General features: G+C 71.0%; 18 protein-coding genes. 9 read left to right on the forward strand and 9 right to left on the reverse strand.

Annotation, left to right across the window (positions count from 1 at the left end; all coding sequences use genetic code 11):
* Positions 1-37 precede the first annotated feature (37 nt).
* Complete coding sequence (locus HZZ10_RS09690) at positions 38-1741, forward strand: endo-1,4-beta-xylanase (protein ID WP_179913348.1); 1704 nt, start codon at positions 38-40, stop codon at positions 1739-1741.
* 80 nt (positions 1742-1821) lie between these two features.
* Here the strand turns inward: HZZ10_RS09690 and HZZ10_RS09695 are convergent, their stop codons facing one another.
* Positions 1822-2487 carry an SDR family NAD(P)-dependent oxidoreductase gene (locus HZZ10_RS09695; protein WP_179913349.1) on the reverse strand — a complete coding sequence of 222 codons (666 nt, stop codon included), beginning with the start codon at positions 2485-2487 and terminating at the stop codon, positions 1822-1824.
* A 107-nt stretch (positions 2488-2594) separates the two neighbouring features.
* Between HZZ10_RS09695 and HZZ10_RS09700 the strand changes: the two genes are divergently transcribed.
* Positions 2595-3170: a TetR/AcrR family transcriptional regulator gene (locus tag HZZ10_RS09700; RefSeq protein WP_228087348.1), complete on the forward strand. Its 576-nt coding sequence runs from the start codon at positions 2595-2597 to the stop codon at positions 3168-3170.
* Positions 3171-3251: 81 nt separating this feature from the next.
* Here the strand turns inward: HZZ10_RS09700 and HZZ10_RS09705 are convergent, their stop codons facing one another.
* From HZZ10_RS09705 to HZZ10_RS09715, 3 genes are all read right to left on the reverse strand, one after another.
* A complete protein-coding gene (locus tag HZZ10_RS09705; protein ID WP_056130731.1) occupies positions 3252-4142 on the reverse strand; it encodes a MerR family transcriptional regulator in 891 nt (296 codons plus the stop codon).
* Positions 4143-4238: 96 nt separating this feature from the next.
* Complete coding sequence (locus HZZ10_RS09710) at positions 4239-4703, reverse strand: SRPBCC family protein (RefSeq protein ID WP_179913350.1); 465 nt, start codon at positions 4701-4703, stop codon at positions 4239-4241.
* Between the two features lie 50 nt (positions 4704-4753).
* The gene (locus HZZ10_RS09715) at positions 4754-5299 is read right to left on the reverse strand and encodes a CGNR zinc finger domain-containing protein (RefSeq protein ID WP_179913351.1); all 546 of its coding nucleotides are present in this window, start codon (positions 5297-5299) and stop codon (positions 4754-4756) included.
* Between the two features lie 93 nt (positions 5300-5392).
* Between HZZ10_RS09715 and HZZ10_RS09720 the strand changes: the two genes are divergently transcribed.
* Positions 5393-6265 (forward strand): alpha/beta fold hydrolase, encoded by an 873-nt coding sequence (locus tag HZZ10_RS09720; protein WP_179913352.1) that lies wholly within the window; start codon positions 5393-5395, stop codon positions 6263-6265.
* A gap of 117 nt (positions 6266-6382) precedes the next feature.
* On the opposite strand, the gene HZZ10_RS09725 is transcribed toward HZZ10_RS09720, so the two are convergent.
* Positions 6383-6835 carry an NUDIX hydrolase gene (locus HZZ10_RS09725; RefSeq protein WP_179913353.1) on the reverse strand — a complete coding sequence of 151 codons (453 nt, stop codon included), beginning with the start codon at positions 6833-6835 and terminating at the stop codon, positions 6383-6385.
* Positions 6836-7050: 215 nt separating this feature from the next.
* A complete protein-coding gene (locus tag HZZ10_RS09730) occupies positions 7051-7500 on the reverse strand; it encodes an SIP domain-containing protein (RefSeq protein ID WP_179913354.1) in 450 nt (149 codons plus the stop codon).
* 120 nt (positions 7501-7620) lie between these two features.
* Between HZZ10_RS09730 and HZZ10_RS09735 the strand changes: the two genes are divergently transcribed.
* The 5 genes from HZZ10_RS09735 to HZZ10_RS09755 all read left to right on the forward strand — a co-directional run bounded on the left by HZZ10_RS09735 (position 7621) and on the right by HZZ10_RS09755 (position 13999).
* The gene (locus tag HZZ10_RS09735; RefSeq protein ID WP_228087350.1) at positions 7621-8454 is read left to right on the forward strand and encodes a DUF4184 family protein; all 834 of its coding nucleotides are present in this window, start codon (positions 7621-7623) and stop codon (positions 8452-8454) included.
* 164 nt (positions 8455-8618) lie between these two features.
* Positions 8619-9782 carry a GNAT family N-acetyltransferase gene (locus tag HZZ10_RS09740; RefSeq protein WP_179913355.1) on the forward strand — a complete coding sequence of 388 codons (1164 nt, stop codon included), beginning with the start codon at positions 8619-8621 and terminating at the stop codon, positions 9780-9782.
* Between the two features lie 322 nt (positions 9783-10104).
* The gene (locus HZZ10_RS09745; RefSeq protein WP_179913356.1) at positions 10105-10770 is read left to right on the forward strand and encodes a Type 1 glutamine amidotransferase-like domain-containing protein; all 666 of its coding nucleotides are present in this window, start codon (positions 10105-10107) and stop codon (positions 10768-10770) included.
* Positions 10771-10927: 157 nt separating this feature from the next.
* Entirely contained in the window at positions 10928-12928 is a 2001-nt protein-coding gene (locus tag HZZ10_RS09750; RefSeq protein WP_179913357.1) for a sigma-70 family RNA polymerase sigma factor, read from the forward strand.
* 222 nt (positions 12929-13150) lie between these two features.
* Positions 13151-13999, forward strand: a complete 849-nt coding sequence (locus HZZ10_RS09755; protein ID WP_179913358.1) for an RNA polymerase sigma factor — start codon at positions 13151-13153, stop codon at positions 13997-13999.
* A 59-nt stretch (positions 14000-14058) separates the two neighbouring features.
* Here HZZ10_RS09755 and HZZ10_RS09760 read toward each other — a convergent pair whose 3' ends face one another.
* Positions 14059-15345 carry an FUSC family protein gene (locus HZZ10_RS09760; RefSeq protein WP_179913359.1) on the reverse strand — a complete coding sequence of 429 codons (1287 nt, stop codon included), beginning with the start codon at positions 15343-15345 and terminating at the stop codon, positions 14059-14061.
* A gap of 90 nt (positions 15346-15435) precedes the next feature.
* Here HZZ10_RS09760 and HZZ10_RS09765 point away from each other — a divergent pair, with 90 nt between their 5' ends.
* Positions 15436-15924 (forward strand): MarR family winged helix-turn-helix transcriptional regulator, encoded by a 489-nt coding sequence (locus tag HZZ10_RS09765; protein WP_179913360.1) that lies wholly within the window; start codon positions 15436-15438, stop codon positions 15922-15924.
* Between the two features lie 86 nt (positions 15925-16010).
* Here HZZ10_RS09765 and HZZ10_RS09770 read toward each other — a convergent pair whose 3' ends face one another.
* Together HZZ10_RS09770 and HZZ10_RS09775 are read right to left on the reverse strand one after the other, a co-directional pair.
* On the reverse strand, positions 16011-17045 hold the full coding sequence (locus HZZ10_RS09770) for a DUF4031 domain-containing protein (RefSeq protein ID WP_179913361.1): 1035 nt from the start codon (positions 17043-17045) through the stop codon (positions 16011-16013).
* Positions 17046-17079: 34 nt separating this feature from the next.
* Positions 17080-17463 (reverse strand): RNA-binding S4 domain-containing protein, encoded by a 384-nt coding sequence (locus HZZ10_RS09775; protein ID WP_179913362.1) that lies wholly within the window; start codon positions 17461-17463, stop codon positions 17080-17082.
* Positions 17464-17466 lie beyond the last annotated feature (3 nt).

Raw genomic sequence — 17466 nt, forward strand, 5'->3', positions numbered from 1 at the left:
TCGACGACCGGCTGGCTCCCGTGGACGACGGTCGCTCGTGGCGGCCCTGACCGCCCGGCGACGGCACACGGTGAGCGTGGCGGTCGCCAGCACCCTCCTTGCGCTGGCGGGCTGCAGCTCGACAGTCGCGCCGTCCGAGCAGGGCACCGTCGTCGACCTGCTGCGGCAGGACTGGGGGCACGTACCCGGGGTCGTCGTGGACGGCGCAGGTCTGCGGGTGACGGCGACCGGGCGGAGCATCGTCGAGCAAGACGGCGGGGGAGGCCACCCGGACCCGGCGGTCAACCTCGCGGGGACGCACCTGGTGGCCCCAGAGGACTTCACGCTCCGGGCGACGTTCACTGACGTGACAGCCGACGCCACCTTGGCCGTCTACGACAGCCCGCCGGTGATCGCCGACGAGTTCCGGATCGAGCCCGCGGGTGTCCAGCTGACGCTCCGCGGCGACGACCTCCGGATCGCTGTCTTCGACGGCTCGCACCCGCAGGACGTGACCGACCCTCAGTCGGCGCACGAGGAGCACGTCACGCTCCTCGACCCCGCGGCGGAGCTGTCTGTGCACAGTTCTGGTGATCGGCTCGAGATCGCGAGCGACGGTGAGACGCTGTCCTCCCTGCCCGTCGGCGACGTCTTCGGCTCCGGCGAGCTCTGGCTGGGGTTGTCGAGCGAGGAGGGAGCCTTCACGGTCAGCGCGCTCGATGCCGCTGCGCCGAGCGGTGCTCACCTGGCCGCTGCCGGGCCCGCCGTGGCCGACGCTGAGCCGTCTCCGGACGGTCTTCAGGCTCTGGCCGCAGGCTCCCGCCCGGACTTCCTGGTCGGCGCGGCGGTGGCCCTCGGGCCGCTCGTCTCGGACGCGCAGTATGCGGACGCCGTCGTGGGCAACTTCGGCGTGATCACACCGGAGAACGCCATGAAGCCGCAGGCGCTCTCCCCGCGGCAGGGGGAGTACAGCTTCGAGGAGGCTGACGCCCTCCTCGACGTCGCGGCGAGCGCGGGGATCGCCGTGCACGGCCACACCATCGCCTTCACCGAGGCGATGCCGCGCTGGATGCGTGAGCTCCCCACGGGCTCCGAGGAGGAGCGCCAGGAGAGCGCCGAGGTCCTGCTCGACTACGTGACCACCGTCGTCACGCACTTCCGGGGGCGTCTCGACTCGCTCGACGTCGTCAACGAACCCTTCGACCTCGAGCAGGGGACCAGCCTGCAGGAGAACGTCTGGTTCCGTGTCTTCGGGCCGACCTACCCGGTCGTCGTCTCGCAGGCTGTCCACGACGCAGACCCGGACGTCAGGCAGTTCATCAACGAGAACGGTGCCGACGTGCCGGGTCCCCGTCAGGACGCCCTGCTCCAGCTCGCCCTCGACACGAACGCGCAGGGTGGGCACATCGACGGTGTGGGTCTCCAGGCTCATGTGTACGACCTCGACACCGATGCCCTCTCAGCCGACGATCTCGCGACGACCTTCGCCAGCGTCGAGGACGCCGGGCTGCTCGTCCGGATCTCCGAGAACGACGTGACGGACAGCGAAGGCCAGACGGTCCAGGCGGAGCAGTACGCCACCGTGCTCGCGGCCTGCTTCGCGTCGACCGCCTGTGTCTCGTACACGACCTGGGGCGTGGACGACGCCTTCGACTGGTGGGTCGACGACGACTGGACCCTCCAGCAGGGCCACGACCTCCTGTTCGACGACGGAGAGCCGACGCCCGCGTACGACGCTGTGAGAGAGGTCCTCGCGGGCTGACGAGCTCTGGGCCAGCCAGGCGCCGAGGTCAGCTGCGGATCACAGGGCGTGCACGGCGAGCGGTGCTCTCCGGGCTACGGTCAGCCGTCGTAGGCGACGTAGTGCAGCTCTGGCTCCCGGCGCTCGTCGTAGAGGGTGCCGTACGCCGTGGCGATGACGGAAGGTTCCGCGTCGGGGTGACCGCCGCCGATGAGAGCCCTGATGCCCACGTGAGCGACGTAGACCCCGTGGTCCCGCAGGGCGTCGTGCAGGTTCAAGGCCCAGTTCCGAAGACCTGCTGCGGCGATGTTGACGTTGCCGAGGAAGGGCGTGGGGTTGATGGAGCCGCCGCCCGTGGTGATGAGGACGGTCCCGGTGCCGGCGGCGATCATGTCCGGCAGGACGGCTCCGACGGCGCTGAGGGCACCGCCGAGGTAGAAGTCGATCTGCGGCTGCAGGTTCTCCATCGTCACCTTCAAGACGTCGACCGGCGTCAGGGTCGGGTCTGCGGGTGAGAACTCCAGGACGTCGATCGGTCCGAGCTCGTCCTTGATCGAGCGGAGAGCGCTGACGACCGTCTCGGGCTGACTGACGTCGGCGGTGAACCCCCGTGCGTGGACACCCTCGTCTGCCAGGGTCTGGGCGAGGGCGTCGAGCTTGGTCTGGTCGCGCGCCACGAGAGCGACATCGAAGCCCTTCCGGCCGAAGGTGCGGGCGATCTCGAGACCCAGGCCCGGGCCTGCTCCGATGATGGTGATGAGCGGCATGGTGCGTCCTTCTGCGGCCCGGCGTGGTGCGGGTCGGCGTGCTCGTGGGATAAGTTGAGGGCGTCCTCAGCTGTGGCCACCTTATGTTGAGGCCACCCTCAATGTCTATGGGAGTCGACATGCCGCGCACCCCGGGTCTCCGTCGAGACGCCCAGGCCAACGTCGAGAAGCTGCACGCAGCTGCCCTGGCGGTGTTCTCACGCAAAGGGCTGTCGGCCCCGCTGGACGACATCGCCCGGGAGGCCGGGGTGAGCATCGGGACGCTCTACAACCGCATGGGGTCACGAGAGGCTCTCATCGACGCCGTGGTCCCAGCCGTGGCGGGGGAGAAGCTCAAGGCGCTCACGGAGCAGACGCTGAGCCGCACCTCCCCCCGCGCGAGGCTGGAGACGTTCATCTCCGAGATGATCGACCTGCAGCTCAGCGACCCGGCGCTGAACGACGCCATGCTCCGGCTCTTCCCGGACGCCACCGCGCTCATCAATGCGTGCGACCGGTCGACTGCGCTCGGGAAGGAGCTCGTCGACGAAGCCCATGCCGCGGGAGTTCTCTCCCGGGACTTCACGGCCGACGACCTCATGGCCGTGCTGTGGATGGCAGGGACGGCGAGCAAGGACCCGGCCGCCCCCGAGGGCTGGCGTCGGGTCGTCGACCGCAGCATCGCGTCCGCCTGGATCGCGTGACGGCGCTCCAGGCCTAGGACCGTGCGGCTGACCCGGGACTGTCGTCTCCGGGCAGGCGCATCTGCCCGGAGACCGTCGGCTCTAGGGCGCCGACGCCCCGAGCTGTACCGCCAGCTCCATGCAGCGCACGCGGGCCGGGGAGACGTCGTACGGCATGCTCCAGATGACGTCGGCCACGCTCTTGGCGCGGGAGCCGTCTGCCGGGTCGGGGTCGGGCATCGTGTCGCCGTCCTCGGGCGGGTGCCGCTCGTCCCATGCCTCGAAGATCGCGTCGTCCTCCGCCAGCTGACCGGACTCCTCGATGACGCGCATCAGCTCGGTCTCGAAGGCGGCCCGCTCGGCCGCCACCTGCGCCACCCGGGGGTCGTCGACGGCGACCGTGTCGTCGAGCGCCGCCTCGGCGGCGTCCACGCGGTCGGCCTCGGCGCGCAGCTCTGGATCGAGGGCCAGGGCGAGGAAGCGGCCCGCCTGCATGACGGCGCCGAGCGGACCGAAGACTCGTTCGGTGACCAGCAGGGTGTCGAGGTCCTCCTGGCGCAGCGAGCCCTCGGGCGCAGCCGCGAGGCGACCCGAGACGAGGTCGTCGAGCAGCCCCTGCCGGCTGCCGAGGGCCCGCATCCGCTGCACAGTGGCGCGCCTGCGCTGCAGCTCAGCCTCCTGCGCTGCGAGGGTGTCCTCGAGCCGGGCCAGAACATCGTCGACCTCGCCCTCGTCGCCGTGACCGTCGGGTGCAGCGCCGGCGAAGGCGTCGCGGATGTCCTCGAGGGCGATCCCGGCGTCAGCCATGCGTCGGACCCAGAGCAGGCGGATGATCTCCTCGTAGCCGTACCGGCGTCGGCCGTCGCTGCCCCGCTCGCGCTCCGGGAGCAGGCCGACCTGGTGGTAGTGGCGGATCGTCCGGGGAGTGATGCCGACGAACGCCGCGGCGTCACCGATCAGGACCTCACGGGGCGGGGGCGGGAACAGGGGCATGGTCGACCTCTCGGAGCGGGACTGGACGTGCTTCGAGCAGACCACATGACGCTGCGGCAGGAGCAACCCGACCTCGCGCAGGCATCGATCCTGTCGTCAGCGTGCGGGGGAGTCTGGGGTCGGTGCGGCCTCCGCGAGCTGCTTCAGCGAGATCACGGCTTCGGCCCACATCTGGCGCATGCTGGGGGCCCACTCGTCAGGGACCTCGACCTCGACGTCGAGCGTGGTGACCCCGTCCGTCTCGCTGAAGGCGTACGACTCGCGCAGGCCGACGACCGGGCTCTCGCGCGTCACGACGCCGCGGTCGATCTCTCCGTCGTACCGGATCGTCACGAGCTCGGTGGGCCTGTTCTCGACGATGGTCCCGACGAGACCGCTCGTCTGGCCGTCCGCGCTCGGGCCGACGAAGCGGATCTCCGCGCCCTCGTCCCACCCGCCCTCGTAGGTCGATCCTTCGTGGAAGGCACCCGTCCACTGCTCGTACGTGTCCCGGGCGAGCATGGTGTCCCACACGGTGCGAGCGGGGGCGTGGACGTCGACGCTGGCTCTGATGATCTCCATGGACGATCGTAGGCCTCTGCACCCCACGAGCCGCAAGAGTCCGAGGCGGATCAGGCGCGGAGGTCGTCAGCGGCCGCCGGGGTGACGCCGGTGGCTCCTCGCTTCCGGTCGTAGTGCCGACGGGCTTTCATGCGGTTCCCGCAGACCGCCATCGAGCACCACTGTGCGCGGTTGCCGTGGCTGCGGTCGATGAGGAACAGACGGCAGTCGGGGTTGCCGCACGAGCGGAGCCTGCCCGGTCGGGTCTGCTCGAGCTCGCTCCACGCGATGACGGCGCGGGCGGCCAGGAGGCTGTCGTCGGGTGCGTGCAGCTGCCACTGCAGGGTGCCGGAGCTGATCGTCGGGACCTGGGTGACGTCTCGGAGGAACGGGGCGAGCGACTGGGGTTCAGCGTCTCCGCGGACCACCCCTTGGAGCACCTCGCGGACCTCGCGCACCAGCTCCACCTCGTGGGGTGTCCCGGTGCCGCCACGCTCCGACGTCCAGGCGGCGGCGGTCGCGTCGTCGCCCAGGGCGTCGACGATCTTCTCGCCCTCCACCGGGGTGGAGTTGAGCAGGTCGAGCAGGAGGACTTCGTTCGGGGATACCTCAGCCATGGCCCCAGTCTAACCCCAAGGCCGCTGATTGACAGGTTAGACACAGCCCCATAGGTTGCGTCTAACCACATAAGGCAATTGAAGGAGTTAGACATGGTCCAGGTCTACCACCGTGAGCGCACCGTCGACGGGCACCAGATCTTCTACCGCGAGGCGGGCGACCCGGCCGCCCCGACCCTCGTGCTCCTGCACGGGTACCCGACGAGCTCGTTCATGTTCCGCCACCTGATCCCGCTGCTCGCCGACAGCTTCCACGTCGTTGCTCCCGACCACCTCGGCTTCGGGCTCTCTGACGCACCGAGCACGAGCGAGGTCGACTACAGCTTCGACCTGCTGGCCGACATCACCGAAGGACTGCTCGCCGATCTCGGGGTTGACCGTTACGCGATCTACGTCCAGGACTACGGTGCCCCCGTCGGCTGGCGGCTCGCCCTGCGGAGGCCCGAGGCGATCACGGCGATCATCACCCAGAGCGGCAACGCCTACGACGAGGGCTTCGTCGAGGACTTCTGGGAGCCTGTGCTCGCGTACCAGCGTTCGCAGGACGCCACGACGGAGGCGGCGATCCGCGGGGCACTGAGCCTCGACGCGATCCGCTGGCAGTACGCGCACGGAGTTGCCGACACCACGCTCGTCGACCCGGAGGCATGGGCCCACGACCACGCCCTGGTCTCGCGCCCCGGCAACGACCTCGTCCAGCTCGCGCTCTTCCGCGACTACGCGACCAACGTGGCCCTGTACCCCCAGGTCCACGAGTACTTCCGCACCAGCCAGGTGCCCCTGCTGGCTGTCTGGGGCGAGGGTGACGAGATCTTCGGACCCGACGGTGCGCGCGCCTTCAGCCGAGACCTGCCTGACGCCGAGGTCCATCTCGTCCCGGGCGGGCACTTCCTGCTCGAGAGCGCCGTCCACGAGGTCGCCGACCTCATCCGCGACTTCCTCGGTTCGAGAGTCACCGGAGCCTAGCCAGGATCAGGTGTGCCGGGGCGAGACCAATGAGCCGGTGGGTGTGAGCCGCTGACTTGCCCGGTGGCGGTGGCGGTGGCGGCGGCGAACGCCATGTCACGCGCCGTTCTCGCCTGGTCAGAATCCGAACGCAAGGAGAGCTGACGTCTGGCCTTTGCGTAGGGCATCCAGCGCGAGCCGCTCGTACGCAGGGACCTGGTCCGGCAGATCGTCTAGGTGAAACCAGGACAGCTCGGCACACTTGGCAGGCTCGAGGATCTGCGGATCGCCTTCCCACGCGTCGCAGACGAAGAACCAGTCGACGCGCTGTTCTGTCGGGTTCGCCGTGCCATCGGTGCGCTGCATCACCGTGATGGCCGACACCGACTCAGGGGCCAGCTCGACGCCGAGCTCTTCTCTCGCTTCGCGGATCGCGGCGGCAGGCGCGGTCTCGCCGAGCTCGATGTGACCGGCCGCCCCCGCCGTCCAGCAGCCGTCCATGTACCCGGTGTTCTGCCGCAACTGCAGCAGCACGGATCGACCGTGGCGTAGGAACACGTAGGACGCAGGGACGACGGAGAAACGGTTCATCGTGCTCAATACTCTACAGAGATCCGTGATGACGATGGAGGTCTCGATCGGTCACCGTCGCGGAGGGGCTTATCGGGCCGGCCGACCCAAGACACCTCAGAGATGATCCTCTCCGCTGGCTGGGCGCCCGGGTGACGTGACACCTTGCGTCCCCGCGTGCGTGTGACGATGACAGCAACCTGTGCCTTCGGCGTCGTTCTGCGACCGGTAGGCGCTCAGAGCCCGGCGCGCTCGAGGACCTCGTCCCAGTAGACCTCGGCCTCTGTGCGGCCTCCCGTCGTGGCGCGCTCGTAGTCCGCCAGGAGGGCGTCTGACTGCTCGTGGTACCGGGTCAGCCAGCGTTCCTTGTCGTCTCTCCAGCACCCGACGAGTGCCAGGCGGTGTGCTTCCATCTGCTGCTGGCCGCAGAAGTGCTTGCGCAGGCTCCGGCCGACGGAGGCCTCGCCGGCGAACCACACGTAGCCGTCTCCGGGCGGTGTCTCGTAGGAGGTCGCGGCCTCCGCCATGAGGGAGGCCGAGCGGCCGTTGCCCGCGACCATCCAGCCGATCGTCACGGCAGCGTCCTCTGCGTGCTCGAGGATGTGGTCCGAGTGCGCGACCTCGGCGATGGCGTGCACCCGGACACCGGCGCAGTGGCTCGGGCGTGACAGGGTCTGGCCACTCATCCCACGGGTGGACGTGACTCACCCGAGAGTCGCTCTATGGTACTTCCGGCCCCTCAGGACCGGTGGCTCGCACCTGGTCGAGGTCAGCCTTCTCCCCGTGCACACTCCTCGAGGTAGTCCATGCCCTTGACCTTCGTCCACCCGGCCGCCGTCTTGCCACTCATGCGTGGCCCTCTCGTCGGCGCAGCCCTCGTAGCAGGAGCGCTCGCACCGGACGTCCCGTACTTCCTGCGGGCTCTGCCCATCCCCGTCAGTGCGCAGTCGTGGTGGGAGCCCTTCCTCAACGCCACCACCACGCACCGCTGGCCCGGGATCCTCACCGTCGCCATGCCCCTGGCCCTGGTGCTCTACCTCGCGCTCGCCCTGTGCCGGCGGCCTGTCCGCTGGGTCCTGCCCCCGACCTCTGGGCCAGAGAGCACCGCGAGGGCACCCGTACCCCTGTGGCTGGTGAGGGTCGTGGTCTCGCTCGCGCTCGGTGTGCTCACCCATGTGGTCTGGGACTCCTTCACCCACAGTGATGGGTGGATCGTGGAGAACGTCGCCGCGCTCAGCACCGAGGTGATCGGTTCCCTCACCTGGGCTCGGCTGCTCCAGCATCTGAGCACCGCTCTCGGCCTGCTCGCGATCGTGGTGTTCGCCGTGCGCCACCGCGATGCCTGGCTCACCACCTCCGCCATCGACACCGCTCGCCGCACGCGGTTCCTGCGCATGACGGCCGTCCTCGTCGCCTCGGCTGTCGTCGGCCTGATCACCGCAGCTCTCGTGGGGTACGAGGCTGGTGCAGGCGTCGAGCACCTGCTCTCTGACGCCGCCATCGGCGCCGGTCTCGGTGCAGCCGGCAGTGGTGCCATGGTGGTCGTCGCGTGGTGGACGATCCGACCTGACCGTCGACCGGCGAGCCAGGCGCACGCACCTCAGCAGCCGCCCCGAGGACGATCGTCTGCGGTGGGATGAGCGGGTTCGGTCGTCGGGCCTAGCAGTGCGCGACGTGGTCGTAGAAGGCGCGCAGAGCCGCCTCCGTCTCGCTGCGTCAGCTGTCTGTCAGCGTCCCGGTGCAGTGCCATCGGTGGCGACTAATTCCGTTGACCCTCTGACCTGCGCGAATGAGCATGGGTGGCATGAGCACCACCCAGGGGACGAACCCCGACCGCACCTTGCCCACCCCGAGCGACCGATGGACCGTGTCCGTCGTCGCCCTCCCCGAGTCCCTCGAGAGCCAGGGCGCCGAGCCCTTCCTCGGCGCCTGCGACGTCCAGCACGCTGTCGAGACAGCGACCTGGGGTCACGGCGACCTGTACCTGCCCCCCGAGATGCGTCTGGCGATCATGCGCGACGCGAGCACGACCGAGCGTCTGGCTCTCGTGGCGACCCGTGCCGACATCGAGGGCGAGCCGACACGAGAGGACGTCGTCGGCGCGGCCTTCCTCGCGATGGAGCTGACCGGCAACACGCACCTGGCGACCTTCGACGTGAACGTCCGGCCCGACGCTCTGCGCTCGGGCGTGGGCACGGCGCTGGCCGACGCCGTCGAGGCGATCGCCGCCGAGCGCGGCCGCACGACCCTGGTCCTGGACGTCGGGCACGCCGGCGAGCCTCCGGCGGACGCCGAGGACGTCGTGACCCCGCCGACAGGTGCAGGGCGCATCGCCGGGGACGCACCCGGTGTGGCCTTCGCCCGCGGTCGCGGGTACGTGCTCGAGCAGGGCGAGCGGTACAGCGTGCTGCACTTCCCGCTGGCCGACGACGGGGTCGTCGACAGGTTCCTCGCCGAGTCCCTGGCCGCGGCAGGCCCGGACTACGAGGCCGTCACGTGGTACGACCGCTGCCCTGACGAGCTGGTCGGGCAGTACGCGGCGCTCTCGACCCTCATGTCGACTGCGGTCCCGGTCGCCGGTCTCGACCTCGTCGAGCACGTGGTGACCGTCGAGGAGGTCCGCCAGACGGAGCAGACTGCGCGGGACTCGGGGAACGACGTCATGACGACGGCGGTCCGCCACCGCCCGTCCGGTGAGCTCGTCGGCTACAGCGAGATCCAGATGCCGTCCTCCTACGGCTTCCTCGCCTTCCAGGACGACACCCTCGTCGCACCCGCGCACCGCGGGCACCGCCTGGGCATGCTCCTCAAGGCGCAGAACCTCGTGGCACTGCGCACCCTGCGCCCTGAGCTCGAGCGCCTGCACACGTGGAACGCCGAGGAGAACCGGCACATGCTCTCGATCAACGAGGCGCTCGGCTTCGCCCCGACCGGTGTCGTCGCGCTCTGGCAGAAGCGCGTGGCCTGACGACGAGAGGCTGACGGCGTCGACCTCCAGGTCGACGCCGTCCTCGCACCAGCGACGTGCGCGGCCGGCGGGCACCAGTCCCCGTACGCCGCGCCGGGCGGGCGTGGTGAGACAGCTGGCACCAGCCATGGTCGAGCGCGCCGCGGTGCGCTACTTTCGGCCTGTGGGGACCTGCGGTCGGCATCTGTTCTCGGAGCCGGGCACCGGTGCGAGCAGACCGGTCCTGACGGTCGACGATGCACCTGTCGGGGGCTCGAGCGCTTGAGCAGGACCCCGCGGGGCCGTCGAGCGCTCGGCTCGGTCGCCGTGAGGGAGGTGCGTCGTGAAGCTGCTGCTCACGTCGGGAGGCATCACCAACCCGAGCATCAGCCGGGCGCTGGTCGGCATGCTGGGGCGGCCGATCGCGGAGTCCAGCGCGCTCTGCATCCCGACGGCGCAGTGGGGCCACCCGGGTCGCGAGCCGGTCTCGGTACCGGATCTTCTCCGCGGGCGCGCGTGGGGCGGCACCACGTCTCTGGGGTGGAAGTCTCTCGGCGTCCTAGAGCTCACTGCGCTGCCCACGATCGGTGCGGAGCACTGGGTGCCCTGGGTGCGTGAGGCCGACGTGCTGCTGGTCGCCGGTGGTGAGGCGACCTACCTGAGCCACTGGGTGCGGGAGTCAGGCCTGGCCGATCTGATCCCGCGGCTGGTCGACACCGTCTGGGTGGGCGTCAGTGCGGGCAGCATGGTGATGACCCCTCGCATCGGTCCTGCGTTCGTGGGGTGGCCGTCTGCACCAGACGACTGCACCCTCGGCGTGGTGGACTTCTCCATCTTCCCGCACCTGGACGTCTTCCCGGAGAACACGCTGGCCGCGGCCGAGCGCTGGTCGGCAGGGATCGACGGGCCGGCCTACGCCCTCGACGACCAGAGTGCTGTCACGGTGGACGACGGGGTCGTCGAGGTGGTCTCAGAGGGGCGCTGGACTCTGCTCGACCCAGGAGCCTGAAGACAGAGACGCGATTGATGTGGCGTACATCACAACTTTGCTCCGTACGATGGCGTCATGCGAGCGGCCCAGAGGTGTCTTGCACTTCAGAGGGATGTCGTCGGCCGTGCACCATCACGAGTGCCGTCCTCCGAGGCGGCACGAGGGAGGGGGAGCTGTGGAGCAGACACCGGTCGACTGGTCGCCTGGCGACAGGGCGGTCGCTCGGTCCGGCGTGCAAGGACGCGGGGACCTCGAGGCGCCGCACGGGGCAGACCTCGAGAGGCTGAGCGACGAAGAGCTCGCAGGTCGCGCCCGCACCGGCGACCCCGTGCCGTTCGAGATGCTCTGGCGACGTCATGCCGATGCCGGTCGTAGGGTCGCGAGCCGTTTCACGGCCGCCAGCGACCCCGACGACATCGTCCAGGAGGCCTATCTGCGCATCTTCTCCTCTCTGGGACGCGGACGAGGTCCAGACGGGCCGTTCAGGCCGTACCTCTACCAGACCATCAGGAACATCGCGATCACCTGGTCGCGCCAGCAGACGTCGAGCATCGAGCTGCTGGCAGACCTCAGCGACGGCTCTGACCTCTCCGAGTCGGTCCTCGAGGGGACCATGACCGCCACCGCGTTCCGCTCTCTGCCCGTCCGCTGGCAAGAAGTCCTCTGGTACACCGAGGTCGAGGGCCTCGAGGCAGCCGACATCGCGCCGTTGCTCGGGATCAGGCCGGGTGCCGTCTCGGCCCTGTCCTACAGGGCCCGAGAGGGCTTGCGACGAGCATGGTTGCAGGCGCACGTGAGCTCGACGGCCTTGCCCGAGGAGTGCCGATGGTCCGCCGAGCGGATGGGAGAGGCCAACCGTGATGCGCTGAGCCCCACGAACAGAGAGCGTTTCGACCGCCACCTGGAGGGGTGCTCTCGGTGCACCCTCACGCTCGATGAGGTCGACGAGGCCTCTCGGCGTCTGGGCCTGGTGCTCGTCCCGATCCTCGTGGGAGTCCCCTGGTCGACCCTTCAGGGGGCCACCGCCGTGCCTGCGGTCGGGGTGGTGACGGGGTCCTCAGCCCTACCTCCAGGCGGTCGGGTCGGTCGGTGGTCGGCGTTCTCGTCGGTCGTGCAGAGCGGTTCCCGCGTGTCCGTGCGAGCGCTCGCCGTGCTCGTCGCGGTCCTCGTGACGATCTCGGCGGCCGTGGTCCTGGCCTGGGGGGTGCTCCGCGACACGACTGCGGAAGGATCCGGAGGCGCCGTCAGGACAGCATCTGCCGCCCCTGTCCCCGACCCTGCGCGCAGCGGCGAGCCGGCGGAGCCCGGCACGCTCGACGAGCCGTCGGCCCCCGGCGACCTGGGCGCCGTCGACGGTGTCCCGCTGCTGCCCCCTGCGGATCCGGCCGAGCCCTTGGTCTCCGGAGGTGAGCGGACAGGGTCGACGACGACCGCCCAGACACCGACCCCACCCGGTGGGGTCCCGGGGGCGACGAGCGGGAGCGAGGACAGCCCGGGCCTGCACGAGCCGGCTCAGCCGAGCCTGCCCGAAGAGCCGGGCACCCCCGACGGTCCGAGCATCCTGGGGACCGACGACCGCCCCGGTGCCCCGACGCTCACCGGTCCTCCCGCAGAGGTGCCGCTGACGGTCTTCCCAGGTCTCTCGGGTGTCGCGGCTCCGGACTCGTTGGTGGTGATCTCGACCGTCGCGGGCGACAAGCTGGCTGTTGCCCGCGCTGATGCCCGCGGGACGTGGTCTGCCCTCGTGTGCACGGCCGCGGTCGGCGAGTCCTCCGTGTGCTCGGCCGACGGAGAGTCTCTGGCGGTCGTGGCCCGCGTCCTCGACGAGCGCACGGGTCTGGTCTCAGAACCGTCTGGAGCCCTCAGCTGGACCTTCGAGAGGCCGACGGTCGTGCTGTCGAACCCCGCAGGGGGGCCGTTCGTCAGCGGGGACATCCCTGTCGAGCTGGCCGGATCAGCGGGTCAGGTCGTCCAGGTGATCATCGACGGCACCCCGACAGGTCGATATCACCTGTTGCCGCAGTCGGGGGTGCTCGTGTGGCGGGACGCCGCAGCGGGGTCGCACACCGTGGGCGTGAGGTACGTGACTGTCGCGGGCGAGGGGACCGGCGCAGCCCCGACGGCCTTCGGCCCGGTCCGGAGCATGACGGTCACGATCGAGCCTGCGGCAGGGTAGGCGAGCGGAGCAGCGGAGCCGAGGCCAGGACTGCTGGGCGCCGGAGGCTCCCGGTGGTGGTCTGCGGAGCGTCCCGGCGCAGGCGGCAGAGCCGTGGTCCGACGATCCGTGGAGGCCGGAGAGAAGACGGTGGCACTCTCGCGTCATGCTCGCCCGTCGGCCGAGTCTCTCTGATGAGAGGGCGTGGCACCAGGCCGCGCCCGGTCGAGATCGGAGGCGTCCGTGGGACTCGAGACCCCGTCCAGCTCTCTCGTGGTTCCCACGGTCGGCACGAGGGCGCAGGTGCGCGCGCTCGGTGACAGCGACATCGCTCTCGTCGAGGCGACCCGTACGGGCGACCCCGACGCGTTCCTCGAGCTCTGGACCCGCCACGTCGAGGCTGTGGCGCGTCTGGCCCGGCGGCTCGTCGCGGACGAGAGTGCGGTCTCGTCCGTGGTCAACGACGCGTTCGCGGTCGTCATGATCGACATCGCCCAGGACCGCTACGCCCGCGACCGGGTAGGTCTGGAGCCGTTCCGGCTCTCTGTCTACACGGCTGTCGCCGACCTCCTCGGCCACCCTCGCCCCGGTGGCAGGTCATCAGCCCCGGTCCTGCGAGCGCTGCACAGGCTGCCACCTCGGATGCAGTCGGTCGTGTGGTACGTCGACGTCGAGGAGATGGGGTGGGGCGAGGTCGAGAGGCTCGTCGGCGAAGGGCCCGCCGAGGTGCGCACTGCATACAGGCTGGCCCACACCACCTTGCGTGCTGAGTGGGTCATGGACCTGCTGGAGGACGAGACGGTCCCCGACGGGTGCGTGTGGAACCTGCGGCGCACCGGGTCACGGGCTGCTGGGTGGCTCTCGTGGTCTGCGGCCAGGCGCTACGACCGGCACCTGCGCGGCTGCACGTGGTGCCAGGAGCTCGCCGAGGCACTCAGGTCTCCAGCCTCTGTGCTCGCCCACGAGGCCCGCCTGGTGTTCGACGTCGCTCCGCGCCCAGAAGACCGTCAGAGCCCACCGCGGTCGAGGACCTCGTCCCCGGAGATCTCGGCCCCGGCCTCTGCGGGGGTCTCGAGGGTGGGGCGCTCGTAGTCTGCCAGGAGAGCGTCAGGCTGCTCGTGGTCCCGGCCGGCCCCAGGCCTGGCCGCGCGCTATCGCCCTGCTGTCTGCTCCCACCTGTCGTGCACCACGACAGTCATGAGCACCCCGACCGCAGCGCCGAGCACTGTCGTCAGTGCCCGGTCGAGGGCCAGTGCTCCGTCGGCCGGAGCCCCGAGCGACGTCATCATCAGCGCCATCGGCGTGATGACGAGCATCGCGACGGCGTAGTTGCGCAGCACGAACAGCTCGGTGACGACCTGCAACACCACGACCACCGCGACGACCACCCAGAACCCGAGGTGCGCCTCGAGCAGCGGCCAGGCGAGGAGTGCGCCGACCGCTGTGCCGACTGCACGCTGGAGGGCGCGCGGGGTGTTGGTGTGGATGTGCCGGCCCTGGAGCGCCGCCGCCGCACCGACCGCGGCCCAGGCCGGGTGACCCCAGCCGAGGGCCAGTGCGGCGAGCGAGGCGACAAGCGCGCCGATGCCGATCCGCAGGACGGGGACCGTCACCTCGCCCGAGTGCACCGTCTCCCGCGCTACCTGGAGCAGGGAGCGGCGCTCGGGGACCCGCAGGTCGGAGTCGACGGTGACCGAGGCGCTCTCGCCGTCTTCTACCTCGACGAGCAGCAGCGCGAGGTCACGGGCCGCCGGGGCGGTGCGACGGTGGCTGAGGTCGTCGGCGAGGACCTCGCGGGCCTGGGCGAGCCGGGTCGGGTCGAGGGGCTCGGTGCGCAGCGCGCGCCGCACAGCGAGTCCGGCGGGCTCGCTCGGGCGCAGGACGTACCCGGAGAGGCAGACGAGCCACGCGAGCACAGCACCCCCGAGCGTCGCCCCGGTCCGGACGCCGACGTCCGTGAGGCTCGGGTCTCCGGCGACGGCCGCCCCGGCGGCGAAGATCGCCATGACCGGTCCGGGCGGACCTGTCCGGACGGCGAGGGTGAGCAGGCTGGTCCCCGCGGCGACGAGCGCGACGACGAACATCTCGACAGGTGCGGGCCACCCGGCGAGGGCGGTGAGCGACGCGACGGCGACGGCCCCGGTGATCATCAGCCCGGCGATCCCGACGAGCTCGGCCCGGCGCCTGTAGGGCGCCCACCGCACGTAGACCGACGCGAGAGCGCCCAGTGCGGCAAAACCAGCAGCGCCCGGGAGCCCGGACAGGTGCCCGAGGACGAGCGCGGCCCCCACGGCGAACCCGGCACGCAGCGCGGCGGCCACCGTCGCGTCGGCCGGCTGCATGGTGAGCGCGGCGGCGAGGTGGCTCGTCGAGAGCAGCCCGCGCGCCGCAGCACGTCGCGTCGCAGGTGGTCCGGGCGGGGTCGTCGTGGTGAGCACGGGGGAGTGGTGTCCTCTCGGGTGGGGAAGCTGTAGTCTCACGACCAGTGTTTCACAAGTATTTTACTGAGAAAATAGTTGGGGGCTGAGATGGACTTCACGGAGCAGGTCGTCGCGCAGTGGGCCGAGCAGCGACCAGACCTCGATGTCTCACCCGTGCTCGTCGTCGGACGGGTCATGCGGATCGCTGCCGCCCTGACGGCAGCCAGCGACACCAACCTCGCCCCCGAAGGGCTCACCCGCGGGGAGTTCGACCTGCTCACAGCTCTGCGGCGGGCTGGTCGGGCGCTGCGACCGAGCGAGATCACGACGGTCACCCGGGCCTCGGCAGCGGCGATCACCAAGCGCCTGGACCGCCTCGCCGACGAGGGGCTCGTGGAGCGCACGGGGACCGAGCGGGACCGACGCGTGGTGCTGGTCACCCTGACGTCGGCTGGCGTGGACACTGTCGACAGGCTCTTCCCCCGGCAGCTCGAGCGAGACGCCGGGGTGCTCGCCGGGCTCGACGCCGACGAGATCGCGGTGCTCGAAGGTCTGCTCGCCCGGATGCTCCGCACGGTCGAGGCCCCGGCGCTCTGAGCGCGGCACCGTCACCCGGCCGCTCGGCATCTCCGCTCGTCACGCGCCATCCCGCCGGGCAGCGAGACACTCTTTCCTGCGCGACGTCAGCGGCTCGCGCCGTGGCCGCGCAGCCGCACGATCTCGTCGGAGACGTTGCGCCGCGCCGTGGCCTCCCAGCGCTCTGACCCCACAGCCGTCCTGAAGAACGGTCCGGCGTCGAGCAGCCGCTCCAAGATCTCCGCGCGCGCCGGGGCGAAGACCTCGTCGGGCACGTGCGTGTACTCCCGGCGGACCTGCTCGGTGTAGCGGGTGTAGCGGTCCGGCGCGCTGGCGAGGATCGCGAGGTCGGCGTCGCACACGAGCGCACCCGCGTGGTCGTCGAGGGCCGGGTCGTGGTGCGTGGTGAGCAGGACGAGCCGCTGCACCTCGGCGATCTCGGTGCTCTCGACCCAGGCCGCGACCTCGGCTGCCTCGGTGCCCTGGGCCTCCCCGGTGCCCTGGGCCTCCGCGGTGCCCTGGGCCTCCGCGGTGCCCTGGGCCTCCGCGGTGCCCTGGGCCTCCGCGGTGCCGACCGCGGTGCTCGTGGCTCCCATGGCTCCGAGCACCTCGCCCGCGAGGGCGGCCGACGCTGCCTCGTCAGCGCCCGCCGCGCCGTCGTGCACGGCGTCGTGGAACCACAGCGCGAGGGCGACGGCCCGCGGCGCTGTCTGGTCCGGGTCGAGGACCACGAGGGAGTCGAGCACGTGGGTCAGGTGCGCGGGCCCGTGATAGGTGCGGTGGGGCTCGTACCAGCGGTCGAGGAGCTCAGCCCCGACCGTCGGCGTCCCGGGCAGCAGTGCGTCCCAGCGTGCCTGGAGAGCAGCCCGCTTCGCGGCACCCCGCGCGTGGCCGGCGACCCGCAGCCCCGCCGCCGTGAGCCTGCGCACCAGCTCGCGGCGGTCTGTGGGGACGGCCCCGAGGGCGACGAGCTCGGCGAACCTGGCCTCGGGCACGTCGTAGTGGTCGAGGTCGAAGGCCCGCCGTGCGATCCCTGCGCGGGCTGCGAAGTCGTGCAGCTCGTCGAGGGAGAGGTCCGAGACGAGGTGGGACCACAGGGTGCCGTGGGCGGGCCACAGCGGGGCGTCGATGAGCACGGTCACCCGCGCGACACTACCGCCGGACGGGCCGCTGCCGTCAGTCGAGAGCGCGCCCGCGCAGCGCGTCGATCTCCCGGCGCTCGCGCTTGGTCGGGCGTCCGGCGCCACGGTCGCGGACCGGGACGGCAGGGGTGTCGAGCTTCGTCGGGGGCGGCGGAGAGTGGTCGACCAGGCAGTCGGGGACGACGGCGGCGCCCACCCGCCGGGTGATCGGCCTGGTCACGACGACGATCCGCTCGAGACCCTCGACCCGGACCCGCACCTCGTCGCCCGGACCGACGGGGGTCGCAGGTTTTGCCCGGTCACCGTTGACGCGCACGTGCCCCGCGCGGCACGCCGCCGCGGCGAGCGTGCGGGTACGGAACAGGCGGACGCACCACACCCACGTGTCTACCCGTGCGCGTGCACCCGGCTCGGTCATGGT

The organism is Sanguibacter inulinus (assembly GCF_013415325.1).
Classification (GTDB): domain Bacteria; phylum Actinomycetota; class Actinomycetes; order Actinomycetales; family Cellulomonadaceae; genus Sanguibacter; species Sanguibacter inulinus.